Origin of the sequence: aff. Roholtiella sp. LEGE 12411, from assembly GCF_015206995.1 — a bacterium.
GTDB lineage: Bacteria > Cyanobacteriota > Cyanobacteriia > Cyanobacteriales > Nostocaceae > Komarekiella.
Genome location: NZ_JADEXR010000107.1, coordinates 1 through 20,596 on the forward strand (window position 1 = coordinate 1; position 20,596 = coordinate 20,596).

A 20,596-nucleotide genomic window follows, 5' to 3' on the forward strand; every position below is an offset into this window, starting at 1 on the left:
TTAACAATAAGTTGAAGCTGATTAAAAGGCTAGGTTATGGCTTTCGTAATTTCGCAAACTTTCGATTGCGCTGCCTATTATCTTGGCACTTTAGTGTTAAATCTCCATAAGGGGATCGGTAGAACCAGAAATCTTCCCAGTCACCAGTTCAAACGAGGTATTACCAATGTCCAATTCAGAATTCGAGAGAGTCACTGTTCGGCCAATTGATGAGTATAACCAGACGTTGGTATCCTACGTCCATCCGCCAAATTGGGTTAATCCTGAACCTGCTGATATTTACGACTTGGTGGTGATTGGCGCTGGTACGGCGGGATTAGTAGTGGCGGCGGGTGCAGCGGGTCTGGATTTGAGTTTAAAAGTGGCTTTGATTGAAAAGCATCTCATGGGTGGAGATTGCTTGAATGTTGGTTGCGTACCGTCTAAAACTGTTATCCGTTCTTCTCGCGTAGTTGGCGAAATCTGGAATGCCAAAAACTTTGGAATTAACATTCCAAAACAGATTGATGTTGATTTTCCCGCAGTCATGGCCCGGATGCGGCGGATAAGAGCTGGTATTAGCCATAATGACTCGGCTGAGCGCTTTCAGAAACTAGGGGTTGATGTCTTCTTAGGTAGTGGTCGGTTTGCGAGTAAAAATACCGTGGAAGTTGGTAACAAAACCCTCCGGTTTAAAAAAGCTGTAATTGCGACTGGAGCCAGAGCCGCGCAACTCTCGATTCCAGGAATTGAAAAGGCGGGTTATCTAACCAATGAGACGGTTTTTTCTCTAATTCAAAAACCAGAACGTTTAGCAATAATTGGTGGCGGCCCAATTGGTTGCGAATTAGCGCAAGCCTTCCGGCGCTTGGGTTGTGAGGTTATACTTTTCCATCGTGGTTCTCACTTGCTCAACAAAGAAGATGCTGACGCCGCTGAAATTCTGCAAAAGGTCTTGATTCATGAAGGAATTCGTGTGGTGCTGAATTCCCAGTTGGAAGAAGTGGTAACTGTCACCGAGGGCAAAAGGCTTTACTTTTCCTCTAATGGTCATCGAGATTCTGTCACAGTAGATGAAATTTTAGCAGGTGCAGGACGTGCGCCGAATGTGGAAGGCTTAAATTTGGAAGCAGTGGGAGTGGAATATGACAAGCGCCAGGGTGTAAAGGTAAATGATTATCTCCAGACTACGAATCCCAAGATTTATGCAGCAGGCGATATCTGCATGAATTGGAAGTTTACCCATGCTGCTGATGCGGCGGCGCGGATTGTGATTAAGAATACGCTGTTTTCTCCTTTTGGTTTGGGACGCTCCAAACTCAGTAGTCTAGTGATGCCGTGGGTAACTTATACTGATCCCGAAATTGCTCATGTGGGAATGTATGAACACGAGGCGCAAAAGTTGGGCATTGATGTGACTACAATCAAAATTCCTTTTAATAGTGTAGACCGAGCGATCGCCGATGGAGAAGAGTTAGGATTTCTCAAAATTCACCACAAAAAGGGGTCTGATGAAATCTTGGGTGCTACTATTGTCGCCAGTCATGCGGGTGAGATGATCTCAGAAGTAACTACAGCAATTGTCGGTAAACTGGGTTTGAGCAAGCTCAGTGGTGTGATTCATCCTTATCCCACTCAAGCTGAAGCTATTAAGAAAGCTGCGGATGCTTACCGTCGTACACTCCTTACACCAAAAACCAAACGATTCTTAGGATTTCTCACAAAGCTTTCTTGAATTCGGCGGAATTATGAGCCTACGCACAACAGCCCGTAATTCAGTATTATGTAAATTAATGTAACTAAATATAAATAGTTAAGATGCAGGATAAAGTCATTGTCGTTGTTGGTGCTACTGGCGGCATTGGTTCAGCCTTAACTCGCAAACTTGCCTCTACAGGGGCAAAGTTGGTGCTGGCTGCAAGAGATGTGGTTCGTTTAACAACACTAGCAGATGAGCTACCAGGGTCTATTTTGACCATTCCCTGCGATATTACTGATCCACAACAGGTAGATATTTTAATAGATAAGGCTGTTGCCGAGTTCGGTCAAATCGATGTTTTGGTGAATGCAGCTGGTGCTGGTATCCTCAAGCCCTACAACAACCTGGAACCAGCTGATTTAGACAAGATGCTAGATGTCAACTTAAAAGGCAGCTTCTACACTACTCAGGCGGCTGCTGAAGAAATGCAAAAGCGCAAGTCTGGTCATATTTGTAACGTGATCGGGATTTTGGGCAAACATTCGATGGCGACGGCTGCGGCTTATTCGGCTTCTAAGTTTGGTGTTGTTGGTTTCAGCAAGTGCATGGCAGAGGAACTTAAGCGTTTTGGTATCAAGTTCACGCTATTCTACTTTGGTGGGGTAGATTCTCCTTTCTGGGACAACGTGAATTTAAAGGTAGACCGGAAAAAAATGCTCAGTCCTGAAACTGCTGCCAATGCAATTTTATTTGCCCTTTCTGCGGAACCTCAAGCTGTGCCAATGGAAATTAATATTCAACCTGATAGTCATCTGTTCTTCTAGGATTAAAGTACGCTGACATAATTCTTGCTTAGGAAAGACCAGAAAATCTAGCAATAAAGGCAGAATTTACAGATATATAAACTGTTAAGCTGGATTTTCATAACTTATGATAAAAATTGATCACGTTCACTTTTATGTAGAAGATGCCAAAGTGTGGCGGGATTGGTTTGTACACCATCTCGGTTTTCAAGCAGTAGCCAATAACATCAGTTCATCTCACACTTGCACGGAAGTTGTCAAAAGTGGTGTCGTCTGTTTTTTGCTGTCTTCACCACTATTGCCTACAAGTCCAGTAGCTGAGTTTCTACATCAGCATCCACCTGGTGTAGCAGATATCGCTTTCATTGTTGAAGACGTGGAAGCAGCGATCGCTCTGGCTCAAGCACACGATGCTGAAGTCCTACAACCCATCCAGGAACATCGGGAGGGTGATAGATTCGCTAAATGGAGCACAATTGCCGCTTGGGGTGGGCTGACTCATACGTTAATTGAAAGGCACTCTCCCACTACAGGAGAGTGGGAGAGTGCGAGGCTTGAGAAGATAAGTAAAAAAGTATTCTTGTCCTCCCCTCCTCTCGATCTTCTTTCCTCTTCGATTACCGCCATAGATCACATAGTGCTAAATGTGGCATCGGGTGATTTAGACCGTGCTGTCGCTTGGTATGAAAAAATTCTAGATTTTCAACCCCAACAGATATTTAAAATTAAAACTGATCGTTCTGCTTTATACAGCCAAGTAATGGTTTCGCGCAATGGTAGCGTACAGATGCCAATTAATGAGCCAGCTTCTAGTAATTCCCAAATTCAGGAATTTCTGGATATTAACCACGGCCCTGGAATTCAACATATCGCTTTGCGAATACCCAATCTGATTAGTGCGATCGCCCAATTTCGAGCCTGTGGTCTATCTTTACTCTCAGTTCCCAATAGCTACTACTCACAGCTAAAACAGCGACCAGGATTTCCACTGTCACACCGAGAAATTGAGGCGATCGCCCAACAAGAAATCTTAGTGGACTGGCAAGAGAATGCTCCCGTAGAGTTACAAAATGGCGCTCCCCTACTACTGCAAATTTTCACACAGCCGATTTTTGAACAGCCGACATTTTTCTTTGAGTTTATTGAACGCCGTTCCCAAGCTCAAGGCTTTGGGGAAGGTAACTTTCGCGCCTTATTTGAAGCTATTGAAAGCGAACAAATCAAACGCGGTACTCTCACCTAAACGATTTAAAATTCAAAATATACCTTGATACTTCCTTAGAAGCAAGTTTAGATAAAAAATACCTATCCAAACTTGATCGTGCTGTTGATCTCTCGAAAAATAGCTCCAGAAATGAGATAATTTTAATAAATATTAATATTTATCGCCGATGCTAAGACTAATTACTGACTTTGACGGCCCGATTATTGATGTGTCTGAACGATATTATCATGTTTATCAATTCTGCTTGGAAAAAACCCGACACCCAAGCCAACTAGTACGACAACTTTCTAAAGCAGAATTTTGGCAGCTAAAGCGATCGCGCGTTCCCGAAAAACAAATTGCTTTGAATTCTGGGTTGGACGAAGCTCAAGCACAAGAATTTTCCCAGTTGCGCCGACAAACAGTGCATACAGAACCTTATTTCCAGTATGATAGCCTCGCACCTGGTGCTGTAGAAGCACTGTTAAAAATTCAACAAGCTGGCGTTGATTTGGCGGTTATGACTATGCGTCGGGTTTGGGAACTAGATTATGCCTTTAAAAAATACGATTTAGGTAGGTTTTTCCCAAAAAATCGTTGTTACTGCCTTAGTAACGACTATGTTAAAACCCGCGACATCGAAGATAAGCCTTTGTTGATGGCACGAGCATTGAAAGAACTTGACCCAGCTGCTGATACTTGGATGATCGGGGATACAGAAGCCGACATCGCCGCTGCTAAAAAACACGGTGTTAAGGTGATGGCTGTAGAGTGTGGCATCCGCGATCGCACTCAATTGGAACTTTGCTACCCCGACTTAATTGTTAAGGATCTTAGCTTCGCTGTAGATTTAATCTTAGAGCCTCAACGTCTTGTCTAGGGATGTCCTGAATCTGCTATGCAAGAGTTTGTCTATTTTCTTCTTCTCTTGAGTAACAGATCATTAGCTTCTAATCCCATTAACTTTTAGCAATAATATACATCCAAAATCCAATATTCAATGAGACATTTTCTTTTAGGAGACTTTCCAAAAGTAAGAAATAGAGTATAATCTCAATTCCAAATCGGTTTAACGCAGAAAGCTACTGATCAACCACAACAATATAAACGTTAGTACCGTTGAAAATTGATTTGGCGTGATGAATCGTGTTTGAGGTATTAGCCAGGTAGCAAGTAATCCTCCAGCTATTAAACCAATTATTAAGGAGATAAGTGTAAATAAAACTGCTCTACCAAACTTGCCTTCCTTACGATTGAGAAAGTAAATACTTACTCCCACCCCAACCACCAATGCTAACTGTAAAACCTGGTCGCCCGCCTCTGGATAAAACACAGTGATAGCACTCAATCCAACATACCAAGCTGCTGGTAATAGCACATCCGTAGGTGTCGGTTGATCCAACATTCGTTGCAGCCATGCAGGCGACTGCTCACGAGGGGTTGAACTTTCTTTAGGAGCCGATTGCACACGCAATTCTGGGAACCGGATGCGCTCAGGGACTTTTATTTTACCTTCTTGGCGCATCCGTAAGCGATCCATTAAAATCGCATCGTAAGCTGCTTCAATCATTTCTAGACGCTTGGCATCGCTACTGTGTTGCTCGAATAGGCGATTCCGAGCATCCTGAATCTCATCGAAGCTAGCCTCTTCTGATACCCCAAGTTTTTCGTAGGGATTTTGATCGCTCATGGGAGTTTTTTACTTCAGCCTCAGTCAGCGGCAGTCTTTTGTCGAATAAAAACAGCTATAGGCTTTATTCTAATCGAAACTAATGCCCCGATAGATTTATGTGCCCTACCAGGATAGTAGCACGGGTCAGTTTAATTGACTTGTAAATTTTAACTATAGTCACTTTAGCATATAGCTATAACTCCGTGTATTTCCTCATGTCGTTATTTACTTAGAGCTTTACTCTAGAATTTGAACTGGGGATACCTACACATTATTTATGAAAAAATTAACTTTACTGTTTCAAATTTGGCAACTTGCCCTGCCTTGAGTGAGTCTTTTTGAATTAGCCTTACAATTACAACTTGTGCGATCGATCTGTATTTCACATATCGATTTAAAATTGTAACGTTTTAAATTAGCACTTAGGTGGGAAAAATTGTCCCAGTTTAGCAAAGTGCTGTGGCTAAAATCAGAACATCTGTCTGCTGGACATAAAATTGACAATTACAAGGTTTGCACTTACATGTAGCGCTGGCTATCCAGAGTTTTGCGCTTTCATTGTCTAGAATCCCGATTACACTATTATTTTGAATAATCAGGATTCTCATGCATTAGTCTTGTAAATTCTTAATTAGTGCCGAAGTGGAAACTGCGTATTCACGCAATCCTCCTGTTAATCCTATGAATTTTTGTGCAAAGTGATGGTCATGGCTCCTGCCAAGATTCTTGTAGTTGACGACGACCCTGCGGTCCGCAATTTAATCCAACGCTTTTTGATTAAGCAGAACTATCAGGTGGAGGCTGCTGAAGATGGAAAGATGGCTTTAGCTCTATTTGAGCAATTTAACCCTGATTTGGTAATTCTAGATGTGAATTTACCAGACGTAATTGGGTTTAACCTCTGCCAAGAGATGCAAAGTCGTAATGGTGTGTTTGTTCTCATGCTGACTAGCCGTGCAGACGAAGCTGACAAGATTCGCGGCTTTGCTAAAGGTGCTGATGATTATCTCACCAAGCCCTTTGGGCTGGGAGAACTAGAAGTCAGAGTAGCAGCTATTTTAAGGCGTCAGCGGGTTGTGACTACCGCAGAACAAAAACGCCTGCTATTTGAAAAACTTATGATTGATCCAGTGCGGCGGGAGGTGACACTTAATAGCCAACCAGTACTCTTAACTGCTCTGGAATTTGACTTGTTGCATTTTTTAGCCAGTCATCCAGGTCGAGTTTGGCGGCGTGCAGAATTAATCCAAGAGGTGTGGGACTATGAATATGTGGGCGACCAACGGGTTGTAGATGTGCATATCGGTCAAATTCGCAAGAAGATTGAAGTAGATGCTAGTCAGCCAGCATTAATTCAAACTGTACGTGGCGTAGGCTATAAATTTGAATGTCCTACTCAACCCCAGCAGTTGGAGGCTAAGTCCTGAGTCCATAATCTAGAGTTTTTGAATTTCTGACGTTTGACTAAAATAACTAGGTACTGGATTTCATAAATCCATAACTTTAATGTGCCATGCTGAGCGGAACGCAGTGTAAGTTAGATGCGTTCCATTCAGGATGACATTGAGAGTTTTTCAAATTTTGCAATAGACATCTATGAACTATCTTTCATTGAAAGCTACGGGAAACTCCATCCCCAGGTGTTTGTAGAGGGATAGTCATGGGGCATGGGGCATGGGGCATGGGGCATTGGTAGCTTCTTTTCCATGCCCCATGTCCAAAAACTCTATCCCCTTGTGAATGGAGTTTTTCATAGTTTTGAAAAATGACGTTCGCTAGGAACGAGCGAACGCTGTTCTATTGCTCTTAGCCTCTCCTCTTCTCTACGAGACGCTACGTAAAGGCATAACACCGTACTGAGTCACCAGTCCCAAATCCCTATTGTTAATCCTGAATAATTATACTTAGCAGTTGTGAAACAAAGTTTCCAGATAGACTCGGGCCGCACGGCGATCGCTATCTCCATTTTGCAGCAAAAATAGTGATAATGCCGCCGTCAGTACTCTATTTTGATCCCAATCGGGATGCTTTTCTAAGTAGTTTTTTAGGGATTCGTGGAGTCCTTCGGGAATTTCTGTAAAGATACTAACTGTTGTGTTCATAAGATTTTCCTTCTATGAGACTAATAAAGAGGGACAAGTTAATTGTGGTAAACCAGCTTAAGGCTACCTCACACAATCTTTCGCCAGCCTGACAATCTGCACTTACATCTTAGGTAATATCTTTGATACATTTGATGTCAGCGATTGAATGCACTATAAAAGCAAGCCGCATCATTGTGCGCCAAAAGGGGGTAGGTTTGTCAATGCTGCGAAATGTTAAAAACGATTGTATAAAAAATAATTGCTAACGAAATAATCAGGCTTATAGTCTATTTTTAGTTACTTTACTTAACAAAAACTCAGTCCACGCAGTTCATTGCCACTTGTAATCAACAATCCCCAATAAGACGGCAACAGCTTATTGGTTCGTAGTACACCTGTGGAAAACTGCAAAAATACCTGTGGAAACCCTGTGGAATCAGTGAGGAAAATAGTAGTCAATGATAAGAATTACAAAAACGTTTACAAATATGATCGCCTGCACCTTATGAGGAGCAACCTGAAAGTTAAATGATATTAAGGCGATCGCTGTTGAAATCGAAAGCCTATTGGTTGTGGCGTGGCTTCGATGTTATCTATATGCGATCGCTTTAACTAAGAAGATGTTTTAAAAGTCAGTTTTCATGTATCCTGGATCGATGAACTAAAAATCCACACGGCTTGAACTACCAGAGTGTCAATTCCGACGCTCTTGCAACTTGCGATACACTGATTTTAAATCCACTTGATGGTAAGCTAAAGCAACGAGAGTATGATAAAACAAGTCAGCTACTTCACCTGCGATCGCATCAGCTTCATCATCCTTAAAGGCCATTACTACCTCAGCGGTTTCCTCACCGATTTTCTTCAAAATTTTATTATCACCGCCTGCCAATAACTTACACGTGTAAGAACTTTCAGTAGGGTTGTCGCGGCGATCGCATATCACCTGAAACAATTGCGATAATGTGTCGCCTGGTGGTAGGGCAACTCTCCCGTCTACTTGATGAAAACAACTACGTTGACCAGTGTGGCAAGCAATATCTCCAACCTGCTCTACCCCAATAAGGAGCGCATCACTATCACAGTCATAACGGATAGTCTTGACTTTTTGAGTATGCCCAGAAGTCGCTCCCTTATGCCATAATTCATTACGGGAACGACTCCAAAACCAAGTTTCTCCAGTTTCCAAAGTCTTGTTTAACGACTCCTGATTCATCCACGCCATCATCAGCACAGTACCATCAAGATCATCTTGGACAATTGCAGGCACTAGACCCCGTTCATCGTAGCGAATTTCCTTAACAGGGATGGCAAAACGCAGTGAATGCAGATTGTTAGAATACATATCAGCTAGCTTGCTCTAATGAGAATGATTCATGGATTCACGATACCATTCTAAATACAACAGCTGATATGCTTTTATGAATTGAATTTTTTCTTAGTCAACTTAAACAAGAACATTTCTATCCATAGCAGATTGCATTTTTATCGCACTTAATGCAACTTGGTGAGCTTTTGGTGCTTCACCATACCAGTGGATCGCCGAGTTAAAGGCTGCCCGGTAAAGATCCTGATATGCCTCAGACAATCGAGTACGAATCTCTAAAGGCAAGTCTTGATTGGATTTATATAACATATTGTTATTTTTATAGTTCAGCTAATTTTATACGATAGAAATTCTAAGCTGTTTTTAACCCTATCCTAAGATAGAGCTTTTTTTTCTTGCCCACTGTTAGGAGAGAACCTTGGTAAATACCACGATAAAAACAACAAAATCACAAGAAATCTTCGCTGCTGCCCAAAATCTCATGCCAGGAGGAGTCAATTCTCCAGTTCGTGCTTTCAAATCTGTAGGCGGACAACCCATTGTTTTTGATCACGTTAAAGGTGCATACATTTGGGATGTAGATGGCAACCAATATATCGACTATGTAGGCACTTGGGGTCCAGCAATTTGCGGTCATGCTCATCCGGAAGTTATTGCGGCGCTGCATGAAGCCTTAGAAAAAGGTACTAGTTTCGGTGCGCCCTCAGTACTGGAAAATGTTCTGGCAGAAATGGTCATTGATGCGGTTCCCAGCATTGAAATGGTAAGATTTGTTAACTCTGGGACTGAAGCCTGTATGGGAGTTTTGAGGCTGATGCGGGCTTTCACTAAACGAGACAAAATTATCAAGTTTGAAGGCTGTTATCACGGTCACGCTGATACATTTTTAGTGAAGGCGGGTTCTGGTGTTGCTACACTCGGCTTACCCGACTCGCCAGGAGTACCTAAATCGGCAACTAGCAACACTTTGACTGCACCTTTTAATGATCTAGAAGCTGTGAAAGCCTTGTTTGAGGATAACCGCAATGAAATCGCTGGCGTCATTCTTGAGCCAGTCGTCGGTAATGCTGGCTTTATTTCTCCTGATGCTGGCTTCTTAGAGGGGTTACGGGAGCTTACCCACGAGCATGGGGCGTTATTGATATTTGATGAGGTAATGACAGGCTTCCGCATTGCTTACGGTGGCGCTCAAGATAAATTTAGTGTCACCCCCGATTTAACAACCCTGGGTAAGGTTATCGGTGGTGGTTTGCCAGTGGGAGCGTATGGCGGTCGCCGGGATATCATGTCAATGGTTGCCCCCGCAGGCCCTATGTATCAAGCTGGGACTCTTTCAGGTAATCCTCTGGCGATGACTGCTGGTATTAAGACTTTGGAATTGCTGCAAAAGCCTGGTACTTATGAGTATCTTGACCGGATTACGCAGAAGCTAGCAAATGGGTTACTACAAATTGCCAAAGAAACAGGTCATGCGGCTTGTGGTGGTCAAATTAGCGCTATGTTCGGGTTATTCTTTACCTCTGGGCCAGTTCATAACTATGAAGATGCGAAAAAGTCTGATACAGCTAAATTCGGACGCTTCCATCGCGGTATGTTAGAGGGCGGTGTTTACTTAGCACCTTCTCAGTTTGAGGCTGGGTTTACATCCTTAGCTCACACTGAGGAAGATATTGAGCAAACTTTAGCAGTGGCACGGGATGTAATGTCTAATCTGTGACCTAAAAAGTGCTGAGTTGAAGTGCTGAGTTCTGAGTAAAGACTGGTTTTTGCCAACTCAGCACTCAGTACTACTTAACAGCCACAGCCCTTATGACCACAGCCTTGTATGGTTTGATGACCTTCAGCACAGGCTTCAGAACAGTAGAATTTGCTGTCCTTATTGATGGCATCCTCAAGTGAAACAATACACAGGCAGGTCGGACAAGCGCATTTCATTTGGTTTACGGTTGACATATTTTTCTCAATTTCCTCGTGAGATTAGTTTGAAAAGATAACTCTAAAATATCTGAACACTTATTCATATATTAATTAATATAACTTAAACTGGCATTGGAGATAAAAAGAGTGAGTGAGAAGGACAAATGTTTTTATTTAAATTTTGGTAATTAAATGTACTTGATATTGTTTGTAGTTGATTAATAACCCAAGTTGCAGTATTCGCTACGTATTTAAGCTAAATAATGGCTGAAAAAAGGGTTTTTAGAGTAAGTACAGTAAATTCTCTTCAGTTTGTTAAAGCTTTAAGTAACCTCAGTATAACTTTAGGAACTCTTCAAAGTCTTTCCAGCAAAAATTACCTGGTAAAAGTTGATTCTGCTCTCAATAATGAAATGAGAGTGTAATGCTCCCCGTTATTATTCGTGCAGCGAGTTGACAGTGCATGAGCTACTGCTTAAATCCTACCTGTCTCAATCCAGAAAATTTGGCATATAGCCAGATGTGTCAGTCTTGTGGCTCGCGACTACTGTTGCGCGATCGCTATCGGGTATTCAAACCATTAGGTCAAGGTGGTTTTGGAGCAACCTTCTTAGCTAATGATCAAGCCTTGCCAGGAGAGCCAAGTTGTGTAATCAAGCAACTACGCCCCTCTGGGAACACACCACATGTTTTGCAGATGGCGCGAGAACTCTTTGAGCGAGAAGCTAAGACTCTAGGCAAAATTGGCAATCATCCCCAAATCCCTCGGCTGCTGGACTATTTTGAAGAACAGGAACAATTTTATTTAGTTCAAGAATACATCAGTGGTGATACCCTCCAGGAGGAAGTCAAGCACAACGGTATCTTAAGCGAAACTGGAGTTAAGCAGTTCTTGAGTGAGACATTACCATTGTTGCAATACATCCATGAGCGCAAGGTGATTCACCGTGATATCAAACCAGCCAATTTGATTCGCCGTAGTCAAGATGCCAGGATGGTTCTCATCGACTTTGGAGCTGTAAAAAATCAAGTTAGTCAAGCTGTACCAAGCCAATCAGGCCACACAGCATTAACTGCGTATGCGATCGGCACCCCTGGTTTTGCTCCTCCAGAACAAATGGCTATGCGTCCAGTCTATGCCAGTGATATTTATGCCCTAGGGGTGACATGCATTTATCTGCTAACTGGCAAAACCCCTAAAGATTTAGAATACAATTCCACAACGGGTGAGATGATGTGGGAGTCGGTCGTGCAGGTGAGTAACCATTTGACCAACGTGCTGAGGAAAATGTTAGAGATGTCAGTACGCACTCGTTACCAGTCAGCAGAAGAAGTTCTCAGAGCATTAGAGATAGAACCATATCTGGAGGGACTAGCACAGGGTTTGCTAATTCAATCCGATGCTGGTGCTAAAGAGCGAACACATAATCGCCGAGATGATTCTGCTGTTTTGTGCAGTAACCCTTCTGCTGCTGCCAACACAGGCATGGCCCAGGTAGCGGCAGCAATTCGTGCTAGACGAGCTAGAGTAGCAGAAGCCGCTGGACTACAAGCAGGGGGAATGCATCAGGGGCCTGTAATGGCTAAATCAACAACTTTGGCTAATAGCAACAGTAATGGTTCGCAAATTCAAAATTCTAAAGTTGAGCGCAAGTTAGATACCCAAAGTATACTAACAGCATATATGAAGGGGAGACGGGATTTTGCCTTACACAATTTAAGCTTGCTTAACCTACAAGGTGCTGACTTATCAGAAACAAACTTCCATTCATCTCAATTGCAAAAAACTAATCTCCAAGGAGCTAATCTCTACAATAGTGACTTTGGGAGAGCCAGCCTCACTCGATCCAATCTCAAAGACGCTAATCTGAGCAAAGCTTACTTCAACCATGCTGATTTGGAAGGAGCAGATCTGCGAGGTGCAGACCTCAGCCATGCTCATCTGAGCAATGCCAATCTCCGGGGAGCTAATCTGTGTGGTACTAATCTGACTGGTGCTAAAATTTCCGAAGAGCAGATGGCACTGGCAAAAACGAATTGGATGACTGTGCGGCCCAATGGTAAACGAGGCTTGTTATGATTTAAGATTTTTACATTAGTTAAATGAAAAAGCAATTATCGCTAGTTATAGGCTAAGGCAAAATATTCATGATTGAAATCAGGCAATACAAGGCTTACTTATGATGGCTGACTCTGCACAAACGGAAATACAACAGCGATTAAGTTTATATCAGGTATTTCTTAAGTTGTATGAACACCATAGCAGCCTTCTAGATGAAATTCTTCAACTAGAAAACGTGTATCAGCCTTCGTTGGGAAGGGTGAATCTCTGGTATGTAAATGGTGTAGTAGATACTGCTGCTGTTTATTTGATAACTAACTTGTGCGAAAAGGAAACACAAAGTTTACGGCAGCCACAGCAGATTTGGACAATAGGTCGCGATCGCAGTAGTGGCATCCGCATTGCTGATAGTTATTTGTCTCGTCGCCACGCCGCTATCCAATTTATTGACGCTCAAGGCTTCTATTTAGTTGACTTTAATAGCACAAATGGCTCGTTTGTCAATGGTGAACGCGCTTATCAGCCGTTCAAACTCAAAGATGGCGATCGCATCAAGTTGGGCAGTATAACTTTCAATTTTTTTATAAATCATACGCACCGCATTTTGCCGACTGTAGCAATGGAGCTATTAATGCAGCTTGTGCCTCGAATTGGGGACAATTCTGCACCAAAATCTACTTATCCTCATAACAGACAAAAGTCACTATCTGAAGACTCAGATGATACTTTAACTATTGTTAAAAACTCCGACTTGTATGAGAAATTAGAACATTGGTATAATGCCTTAAACGCAAAGCAGAAATCAGAAATTTTAGATCGTTTTTTCAGTAAACAAACACCATACAATCCCAAATAACAGGCTTTGCGTCCGCCTCTATTTTTTAGTGTCAACTTATGATGATGAGCAGCAGTTGCTGCTCACCAATGTTTTCACTACTGTTATTCTTCCTCTAAATCGGCTTCTTCCTCTTCTTCGCTAGTCTTGGTTACGGAGTTAGCAGAAACAACAGCTCCTTTGTCTAGCTTTTCACGCACCAGTTGTTTAATTTGTTCAGCAAACTCAGGTTTTTCTTCTAGATACTTAATGGCGTTGTCTCGTCCTTGGGAGATATTATCGCCATTGTAGCTATACCAAGCTCCCTTGCGGACAAGTACGCCAGTTTCTTCTGCCAAGTCTACAATACAACCCAAGGTAGAAATTCCTTTGCCAAAAATAATGTCAAATTCCGCAATTCTGAAAGGTGGAGCTACTTTATTTTTAGCAACTTTAACTTTGACGCGATTACCAAATTCATCTGTACCTTTTTTTAAGGTTTGAATTCGGCGAATATCCAAACGCACCGAGGCGTAGAATTTCAATGCATTACCGCCAGTTGTTGTTTCTGGACTACCGTAGGTAACGCCGATTTTTTGACGCAGCTGGTTGATGAAAATTACTGTGCAGCCAGACTTACCAATATTACCAGTAATTTTACGCAGAGCCTGGCTCATCAACCTTGCCTGAAGACCAACGTGGACATCACCCATATCGCCTTCAATTTCGGCGCGGGGAACCAATGCTGCCACTGAGTCAATAACTACAATGTCAACGGCGGCGGAGCGAACAAGCTGATCGACAATTTCTAAAGCCGATTCGCCCGTGTCCGGTTGGGAAATAAGCAAATTGTCAATATCTACACCCAAGGCCGCAGCGTAGGTGGGGTCAAGGGCGTGTTCAGCATCAACAAAGGCAGCAATCCCACCATTTTTTTGCACTTCAGCGAGTGCGTGTAGCGCTACTGTGGTCTTACCGGAACTTTCCGGCCCATAAATCTCAATCACCCGTCCCTTGGGTAAACCACCACCTAATGCTAGATCCAAGGTGAGCGCACCACTGGAAATCGTCTCCACCCGCATCCGGGTAGCATCGCCTAGGCGCATGATTGCTCCTTTACCGAAGCTGCGCTCAATCTGGTTGAGTACCATACTCAGCGCTTTTTGCTTGCCAGAAGTATCGGTGTTGATAGCCATTCCTGCCTCTAAATATATGGATTTTATGGATTTAAGGAGTGTTGGGTTCGGAGCTTGAGTAGAACAGATATACTATTTTAACCAGAAAATTCTGGAATAGGACTTCTCAAATCAAAAAAGAACTGTGACAAGATCCTAACCCGATCGCTACTTGATTTGGGTAGTCTTGCACAATGATACCAACTTGCATTCAGAGATAGCTTTTTCTGGCTGGGTAAGCAAGGGTTTTCAAAGAAAAATTATCTAAACAACACTGTCAGTAGAACCGTACTCGTAAGCATTTGCGGAGGTTGCTAAATTAGCAGCGATCGCTATGTCAATCAGCATATCATCTACAGCGATTTCATTGGGTCGGGATTGATGTAAAAGGCTTTTAGGGTAGTAGTAAAGGGATTTTCAATGCTTTAGGTGACTTTCAGCTTTGAGAGGCGATAATGCTCAGTCGTACTTGCTGCCTATAAGCTTGACGTATAACTGTACCAATACAGGGAAAAACATTATGGCTAAAGTTAATCTAGATGCTCTGATTCCACGAGAAGATTTTGATGTAGAAGAAAATATTAATCTGGGCAAGAAAAAAGAAACAATTTCTATTGAAGACCTTAAGATAGACTCATTCTTCTTTTCAAACATCAGAAAACCTGATTTTCAAAGAGAAACTAACGAATGGGATAAAAATAGAATTTGTGAATTTATCAAAAATTTTATTGAGGGCGATTTAATACCAGCAATTATTTTATGGCGAAGCACAGGTGGCTACTTGTTTGTAATTGATGGTAGCCATAGATTAAGTGCTTTATCTGCTTGGGTAAATGATGATTATGGTGATGGGAAAATTTCAAAACTTTTTTATGATTGGGTAATTTCTGATGAACAACTAGAAATTGCTCAAGAAACGCGAAAATTAGTAAACAAAACAGTCGGTTCGCATGATGATTTTAAGTTGGCTTCCACATACCCTGATAAAGTTAAACCCGAAGTTGTCAAATATGCTAAAAATCTAGTAGCCTTGGCAATTCAACTTCAATGGGTTGAAGGTGATGCAACTAAAGCAGAAAGTTCATTCTTCAAAATTAATCAACAAGCTGCACCAATTGATAAAACTGAGCTAAAACTCCTTGAATCTAGAAGAAAGCCTAACAGTATTGCAGCGCGTGCAATTATCAGAAGCGGTAAAGGGCACAAATATTGGTCATCTTTATAGTTAAAAATTGCTGAAGACGTCTTTCTTGCTTACGTTTTTGCCAGCCTTCTACAATTTCCATGACTGTAATTGCAGAAATTATATATTTATCAAACTGATTTAAGTAACTATTGGCTTTGACAATAATACGAGGATTTACTCGTTTAATAATTTCTGAAAGAATATCCGTATCAAGTAGGGACTTTTCTACTTCATTCATCTGTTCCAGTATATCCTCTTTTTTCCATCGCTTCAGCAACAATTTCATCAACAATTTCTGGAACATCAGCATATAATCCCATTAAAGGATCGTTTTTCTCCTGAACTTATGCTAAACGTTCAATTACGTGACTAATCAATTCTGATAAAGTTGATTGATTGACTATTGCCAGAGTTTTTGCTCGTTCAAAGGTGAGTCTGTCTAGTTCAAGTTCTATTTTTTCCATTATGGTTTTAAACTCTATTTAGTGATTAATTTAAGTCTAATAGATTTTTGGGATATTTTCAGTTTGATTATTCAACAAAATAGCTATCAATTAACGTTATTTGCTAAGATTTGATTAGGCTTTTGCTTTCACATATCTTTGATGACTTTCGACCTTACCGACTCCCTCATTCTTGACACAGCGCTTTCAGTATCTGGATTAACTGACTATATCCGCTTGCTGTTAGAGCAGGATGAACAATTGCGGCAAGTTTGGGTAACTGGGGAAGTTTCTAGTGCTAACCACCATCGCAGTGGATTATTTTTTACACTGCAAGATACTGATCGCAACGCCGGAATTAAGTGTGTTGTATGGAATAGCCAATTGCCAAAACTTGCCCAGATACCCGTTCCTGGTGAGCAGATCATCATTTTGGGCAGTATTCGCGTGTATCCGCAACGGGGAGAGTATCAGTTATCAGTTTGGCAGACTTTACCTGCTGGTGTTGGTTTACAGGCTCTGCGCTATCAACAACTAAAAAATCGCTTGCTGGCTGAGGGGTTGTTCGACGGGCAAAGAAAGCGATCGCTCCCCCCTCATCCTCAAACGATCGCCGTCGTAACTTCCCCAACTGCGGCGGCTTGGGGCGATATTCAAAAAACTCTTAAGCAGAGATATCCGGGTTTACACGTTTTATTTTCTTCCGCCACCGTACAAGGTGAGCAAGCACCAGAATCTATCGTCAAAGCAATTGAACGAGTGGAAAGAGATGGTCGCGCCGAAGTGCTAATTTTATCGCGGGGTGGTGGTGCTGTTGAGGAGTTGGCTTGTTTTAATGATGAACGAGTGGTGCGATCGCTTGCTAGTTGTTCTATTCCTGTAATTACTGGTATCGGTCATCAACGAGATGAATCTTTAGCAGATTTAGTTGCAGATGCTTGTGTGCATACACCCACTGCGGCGGCAGAAATGGTTGTGCCAGCACTTTCAGAGTTGTATACTGAGCATCGGCAACGAGTGGTTGCTTTACATGAAGCGGTGTATGACTCTGGGAAAACTGCTCTTAATAAACTGCAAGTATTACGAAACCGTTTGCGACGTTTGCGCTTAGATCGGCAAGTGCAGCAAGAGGTGGACAAGCTAACTTGGAAGCGTCAGCATTTGGTGCAAATTACGACGGGGCGATCGCACCAAGCAACGCAACATCTAGAAATGTTATGGCAAAAGTTGGCAACTCTTGACCCGAAAGCTGTGTTGCAGCGTGGTTATGCAGTGGTAAGACAGAAGGATGGGGCGATCGCTCGTTCTGTTACTGAGTTAGAAGTAGGGCAAGAGTTATTGATTCAATTGGGGCAGGGTGAGGTTAAAGTAAAAGTTATGGAAGTGAAAGATTAACGTTAGACATGTAGTGGCTGGCTGTCAGCTACCGCAGAGGCGCAAAGAGCGCAGAGGGGATGATGATTAAACGTAAGAGTTCTTCTAGTTCTGATTCAATGGAGGGTTGGAATTATGAGGCTAAGGTTGTGGAAATAGAGGGAATCATTGCTCGCATTGAAGCGGGTGAGTTGGAATTGGCAGAGGTGTTTGACCAATTTGCAAGCGCTGTTGAGTATTTACGTCAATGTGAAACTTTTTTGCAGCAGCGACAGCAGCAAGTAGATTTGTTAATTGAAACGTTGAGCGATGAATAAAACTAAATTAAGCTTCTAAAATTTGAATTTCATCAAGTTGATTAATTACTACATCCGCACCTTGGACATTCTCGGACTTACCCACCCAAGTGATACCAATACAACCTGCGGCTTTCGCATTACGCGCCATTTGCATATCCCCAACAGAATCTCCTACCATCAACGTAGCTCCCGGTTCAACTCCTAAAGCTTGACAAGCTTGCAAAAATAGTAGTGGATCTGGTTTACTCGGCCCCTGATCTACTCCCATTTCCAGTTGGATGTAATCGCTTAACTGGTGATTTGCAACAAATGCGCGTACTTCTTGAGTTGTCGCTGCTGAGAGTATACCGAGTTTAAGCCCACCTTTTCGTAGAGATTTCAATACCTCCAAGCTACCTACAAACAGAGGCGAAGGAGTTTTTCCAATATATTTTTCAGCTTCATCCAGAGCTTGACGGGCTATTTTTAAGGACTCAAACCATCCCTTGCCAGTTTCAGCAATATATGCAGCAGCTGCAACTTCTGTTTCACGACGGCTAGCCACCGAGATTAAACCTGCTGGATCTAGACTATTACCATTGATGCCGAATGCCATTAACAGGGGTTCGCTGATTCCGGGGATTTGAGCGTCTATTAACCGCGCTCCTCTTTGTGCAAGCGATCGCAAATACGCTTCAGAATCTTCTAAAGTACCATTTTTATCAAAAAAAATAGCCTGGATATTTGGAAACGTGATGTTTCTACATTTAATAGTTGCCAAAAGATTCCACTCCGCTTATTAAGTTATGAGGTTTGATTTTTCACATTTAATTTTTACCAATTCTCTGTCATAAAAAAAGAGGGTTTTTCCCTCTTTTTACTATGCTTTGATAGTCTTAATTACAGACAAGTAAAACTATAAATGTATTACTCTTCAATAGCTGCTGGAATTTGTTCTTCAGTTTCAGCTACTGCTGGAACTTCTTCAGCTACTGCTGAAATTTCTTCTTCAGTTTCTGTTTTTGCTGGAACTTCTTCAGCTACTGCTGAAATTTCTTCTTCAGTTTCTATTTCTGCTGGAACTTCTTCAGCTACTGCTGAAATTTCTTCTCCAGTTGCTGCGGGAATTTCTTCTTCAATTTCCATTGCAGATGGAATATCTTCTTCGGCGATACCGTCAGCGTCCGTAGGCGCAGCAGGTGTAGCTGTAGCACCTTGCTGTTTGGCTAGCAGCTGTTCCCGATACTTAGCTGCCATTTCTTCTGCCTTATCGTACACCAAATCGCGGTTCTTAATCATGTCACCAGGTTCAGGTTCTAGCTGCTTAGTAGACAATGAAATCCGACCTCTTTCTGCATCCAAGTCAATGATCATAACTTTTACTTCATCATTGACATTAAATACACTATGAGGTGTATCAATGTGCTCATGAGAAATCTCAGAGATGTGCAGTAGACCACTAACACCGCCAATATCGATAAAAGCACCGTATGGTTTGATACCACGAACAGTACCAATCACTACTTCACCGACTTCCAAGCGGTTCATCTTACGCTCAACTAGCGCTCGACGGTGAGATAGAACTAAGCGGTTACGTTCTTCGTCTACTTCTAGGAATTTTAATGGTAGTTCTTCACCTACCAATTCTTCTTTAGGTTTGCGAGTGCTGATGTGAGAACCGGGGATAAAGCCACGTAAACCCTCAATTCTTACCAATGCTCCCCCACGATTGGTCGCAAATACGCCAGAACGGACAGTTGCATCTTCTGCTTGCAACTGCCGTACGCGTTCCCAAGCCCGCATATATTCAATACGGCGAATAGAAAGGGTTAATTGACCATCTTCGTTTTCGTCGGTGAGGATGAAAAATTCCCGCGTTTCGTTTGACTGTAAAACTTCTTCCGGGCTATCTACCCGGTTAATAGACATTTCCTGTATAGGTATATATGCTGCTGTTTTAGCACCAATGTCAATCAGAGCGCCGCGCGGCTCTATACTGAAAACTGTTCCTGGTACTATATCACCAGGGCTAAAATGATAGTCGTATTTGTCAAGTAGAGCAGCGAAATCTTCGTGAGTAAATCCAATTTCTGTAGCGGTTAAATTCTGATTGACCATGCTGATTTGTTCCCGGTTCTAGTCTCCGTAAAGGTTGTGCAACAAGCTCGATGCAAATGCAAGCGTTTTTATAGCAGTTTACACTTACGTCTTTTCCCATCCTAGCGCAGAAAGGCTAGTAATAACACATATTAACTCCCAGATGGCAAATTATATCACATTTCAAATGAGAGGTTGTTAGTTAGTAGTCACAATCAAATAAATGACAAAAGTAAAAGTATCCGTTGCTACTTAATATTGTGGCAACGGATACTAAGTTTAGATTCGCTTAAGAGTTTGGCAATAGTGACCTATTTATCTTTCTTTTCAAAGCGGGGGGGTTCGCGAAATGCGATCGCAAAGAAGAGAACTCCTATTGCCAGGGTCAAAATCAAGATGTATGCAACGCTTTCCATATTACAAGTTCCTACCTATCCAGCCAGTAATGATATTGTACCAAGCTAGGGGATTGGGGATTGGGG

General features: G+C 42.2%; 22 protein-coding genes. 12 read left to right on the top strand and 10 right to left on the bottom strand.

Annotated features, from left to right (window positions below; all coding sequences use genetic code 11):
• From IQ246_RS20545 to IQ246_RS20565, 5 genes are all read left to right on the top strand, one after another.
• On the top strand, positions 1 to 110 hold a 110-nt coding region (locus IQ246_RS20545), incomplete at its 5' end, for a transposase (protein ID WP_194004204.1).
• A 56-nt stretch (positions 111 to 166) separates the two neighbouring features.
• Complete coding sequence (locus IQ246_RS20550) at positions 167 to 1,714, top strand: mercuric reductase (protein ID WP_194005191.1); 1,548 nt, start codon at positions 167 to 169, stop codon at positions 1,712 to 1,714.
• Between the two features lie 83 nt (positions 1,715 to 1,797).
• Positions 1,798 to 2,502 (top strand): SDR family oxidoreductase, encoded by a 705-nt coding sequence (locus IQ246_RS20555; RefSeq protein WP_194005192.1) that lies wholly within the window; start codon positions 1,798 to 1,800, stop codon positions 2,500 to 2,502.
• A gap of 109 nt (positions 2,503 to 2,611) precedes the next feature.
• Complete coding sequence (gene hppD / locus IQ246_RS20560; RefSeq protein WP_194005205.1) at positions 2,612 to 3,724, top strand: 4-hydroxyphenylpyruvate dioxygenase; 1,113 nt, start codon at positions 2,612 to 2,614, stop codon at positions 3,722 to 3,724.
• 148 nt (positions 3,725 to 3,872) lie between these two features.
• Positions 3,873 to 4,565, top strand: coding sequence for an HAD family hydrolase (locus tag IQ246_RS20565; RefSeq protein WP_194005193.1), 693 nt, complete (start codon positions 3,873 to 3,875; stop codon positions 4,563 to 4,565).
• Between the two features lie 189 nt (positions 4,566 to 4,754).
• Here the strand turns inward: IQ246_RS20565 and IQ246_RS20570 are convergent, their stop codons facing one another.
• Positions 4,755 to 5,375 carry a CPP1-like family protein gene (locus tag IQ246_RS20570; protein WP_194005194.1) on the bottom strand — a complete coding sequence of 207 codons (621 nt, stop codon included), beginning with the start codon at positions 5,373 to 5,375 and terminating at the stop codon, positions 4,755 to 4,757.
• A 689-nt stretch (positions 5,376 to 6,064) separates the two neighbouring features.
• Here IQ246_RS20570 and IQ246_RS20575 point away from each other — a divergent pair.
• Positions 6,065 to 6,784 carry a response regulator transcription factor gene (locus IQ246_RS20575; RefSeq protein WP_162395669.1) on the top strand — a complete coding sequence of 240 codons (720 nt, stop codon included), beginning with the start codon at positions 6,065 to 6,067 and terminating at the stop codon, positions 6,782 to 6,784.
• A 477-nt stretch (positions 6,785 to 7,261) separates the two neighbouring features.
• Here the strand turns inward: IQ246_RS20575 and IQ246_RS20580 are convergent, their stop codons facing one another.
• The 3 genes from IQ246_RS20580 to IQ246_RS20590 form a co-directional block, all read right to left on the bottom strand.
• Positions 7,262 to 7,459, bottom strand: coding sequence for a DUF2811 domain-containing protein (locus IQ246_RS20580; RefSeq protein WP_194005195.1), 198 nt, complete (start codon positions 7,457 to 7,459; stop codon positions 7,262 to 7,264).
• Between the two features lie 676 nt (positions 7,460 to 8,135).
• Entirely contained in the window at positions 8,136 to 8,786 is a 651-nt protein-coding gene (hisIE, locus tag IQ246_RS20585; RefSeq protein ID WP_194005196.1) for a bifunctional phosphoribosyl-AMP cyclohydrolase/phosphoribosyl-ATP diphosphatase HisIE, read from the bottom strand.
• A 102-nt stretch (positions 8,787 to 8,888) separates the two neighbouring features.
• The gene (locus IQ246_RS20590; protein WP_194005197.1) at positions 8,889 to 9,077 is read right to left on the bottom strand and encodes a ChaB family protein; all 189 of its coding nucleotides are present in this window, start codon (positions 9,075 to 9,077) and stop codon (positions 8,889 to 8,891) included.
• 109 nt (positions 9,078 to 9,186) lie between these two features.
• Here IQ246_RS20590 and hemL point away from each other — a divergent pair, with 109 nt between their 5' ends.
• Positions 9,187 to 10,485: a glutamate-1-semialdehyde 2,1-aminomutase gene (hemL, locus tag IQ246_RS20595; protein WP_194005198.1), complete on the top strand. Its 1,299-nt coding sequence runs from the start codon at positions 9,187 to 9,189 to the stop codon at positions 10,483 to 10,485.
• 74 nt (positions 10,486 to 10,559) lie between these two features.
• Here the strand turns inward: hemL and IQ246_RS20600 are convergent, their stop codons facing one another.
• Positions 10,560 to 10,721, bottom strand: coding sequence for a metallothionein (locus IQ246_RS20600; protein ID WP_194005199.1), 162 nt, complete (start codon positions 10,719 to 10,721; stop codon positions 10,560 to 10,562).
• A 427-nt stretch (positions 10,722 to 11,148) separates the two neighbouring features.
• Between IQ246_RS20600 and IQ246_RS20605 the strand changes: the two genes are divergently transcribed.
• Positions 11,149 to 12,765 (top strand): serine/threonine-protein kinase, encoded by a 1,617-nt coding sequence (locus tag IQ246_RS20605; RefSeq protein ID WP_194005200.1) that lies wholly within the window; start codon positions 11,149 to 11,151, stop codon positions 12,763 to 12,765.
• A gap of 100 nt (positions 12,766 to 12,865) precedes the next feature.
• Entirely contained in the window at positions 12,866 to 13,603 is a 738-nt protein-coding gene (locus tag IQ246_RS20610) for an FHA domain-containing protein (RefSeq protein ID WP_339379152.1), read from the top strand.
• An 83-nt stretch (positions 13,604 to 13,686) separates the two neighbouring features.
• Here the strand turns inward: IQ246_RS20610 and recA are convergent, their stop codons facing one another.
• Complete coding sequence (recA, locus tag IQ246_RS20615; RefSeq protein WP_194005201.1) at positions 13,687 to 14,757, bottom strand: recombinase RecA; 1,071 nt, start codon at positions 14,755 to 14,757, stop codon at positions 13,687 to 13,689.
• A gap of 499 nt (positions 14,758 to 15,256) precedes the next feature.
• Here recA and IQ246_RS20620 point away from each other — a divergent pair, with 499 nt between their 5' ends.
• The gene (locus IQ246_RS20620) at positions 15,257 to 15,961 is read left to right on the top strand and encodes a DUF262 domain-containing protein (RefSeq protein ID WP_208492233.1); all 705 of its coding nucleotides are present in this window, start codon (positions 15,257 to 15,259) and stop codon (positions 15,959 to 15,961) included.
• Here IQ246_RS20620 and IQ246_RS20625 read toward each other — a convergent pair.
• Positions 15,921 to 16,226 carry a hypothetical protein gene (locus IQ246_RS20625; RefSeq protein WP_194005208.1) on the bottom strand — a complete coding sequence of 102 codons (306 nt, stop codon included), beginning with the start codon at positions 16,224 to 16,226 and terminating at the stop codon, positions 15,921 to 15,923. The genes IQ246_RS20620 and IQ246_RS20625 overlap by 41 nt on opposite strands.
• Before the next feature lie 301 nt (positions 16,227 to 16,527).
• Between IQ246_RS20625 and xseA the strand changes: the two genes are divergently transcribed.
• The gene (gene xseA / locus IQ246_RS20635) at positions 16,528 to 17,760 is read left to right on the top strand and encodes an exodeoxyribonuclease VII large subunit (RefSeq protein WP_194005202.1); all 1,233 of its coding nucleotides are present in this window, start codon (positions 16,528 to 16,530) and stop codon (positions 17,758 to 17,760) included.
• Between the two features lie 62 nt (positions 17,761 to 17,822).
• Positions 17,823 to 18,056 (top strand): exodeoxyribonuclease VII small subunit, encoded by a 234-nt coding sequence (gene xseB, locus IQ246_RS20640; protein WP_194005207.1) that lies wholly within the window; start codon positions 17,823 to 17,825, stop codon positions 18,054 to 18,056.
• Positions 18,057 to 18,063: 7 nt separating this feature from the next.
• Here xseB and IQ246_RS20645 read toward each other — a convergent pair whose 3' ends face one another.
• The 3 genes from IQ246_RS20645 to IQ246_RS20655 form a co-directional block, all read right to left on the bottom strand.
• Positions 18,064 to 18,798 carry an HAD family hydrolase gene (locus IQ246_RS20645; RefSeq protein ID WP_194005203.1) on the bottom strand — a complete coding sequence of 245 codons (735 nt, stop codon included), beginning with the start codon at positions 18,796 to 18,798 and terminating at the stop codon, positions 18,064 to 18,066.
• Between the two features lie 146 nt (positions 18,799 to 18,944).
• Positions 18,945 to 20,135, bottom strand: coding sequence for a 30S ribosomal protein S1 (locus IQ246_RS20650; protein WP_194005204.1), 1,191 nt, complete (start codon positions 20,133 to 20,135; stop codon positions 18,945 to 18,947).
• A 290-nt stretch (positions 20,136 to 20,425) separates the two neighbouring features.
• Entirely contained in the window at positions 20,426 to 20,530 is a 105-nt protein-coding gene (locus IQ246_RS20655) for a photosystem II reaction center protein T (RefSeq protein WP_071604841.1), read from the bottom strand.
• Positions 20,531 to 20,596: the final 66 nt, after the last annotated feature.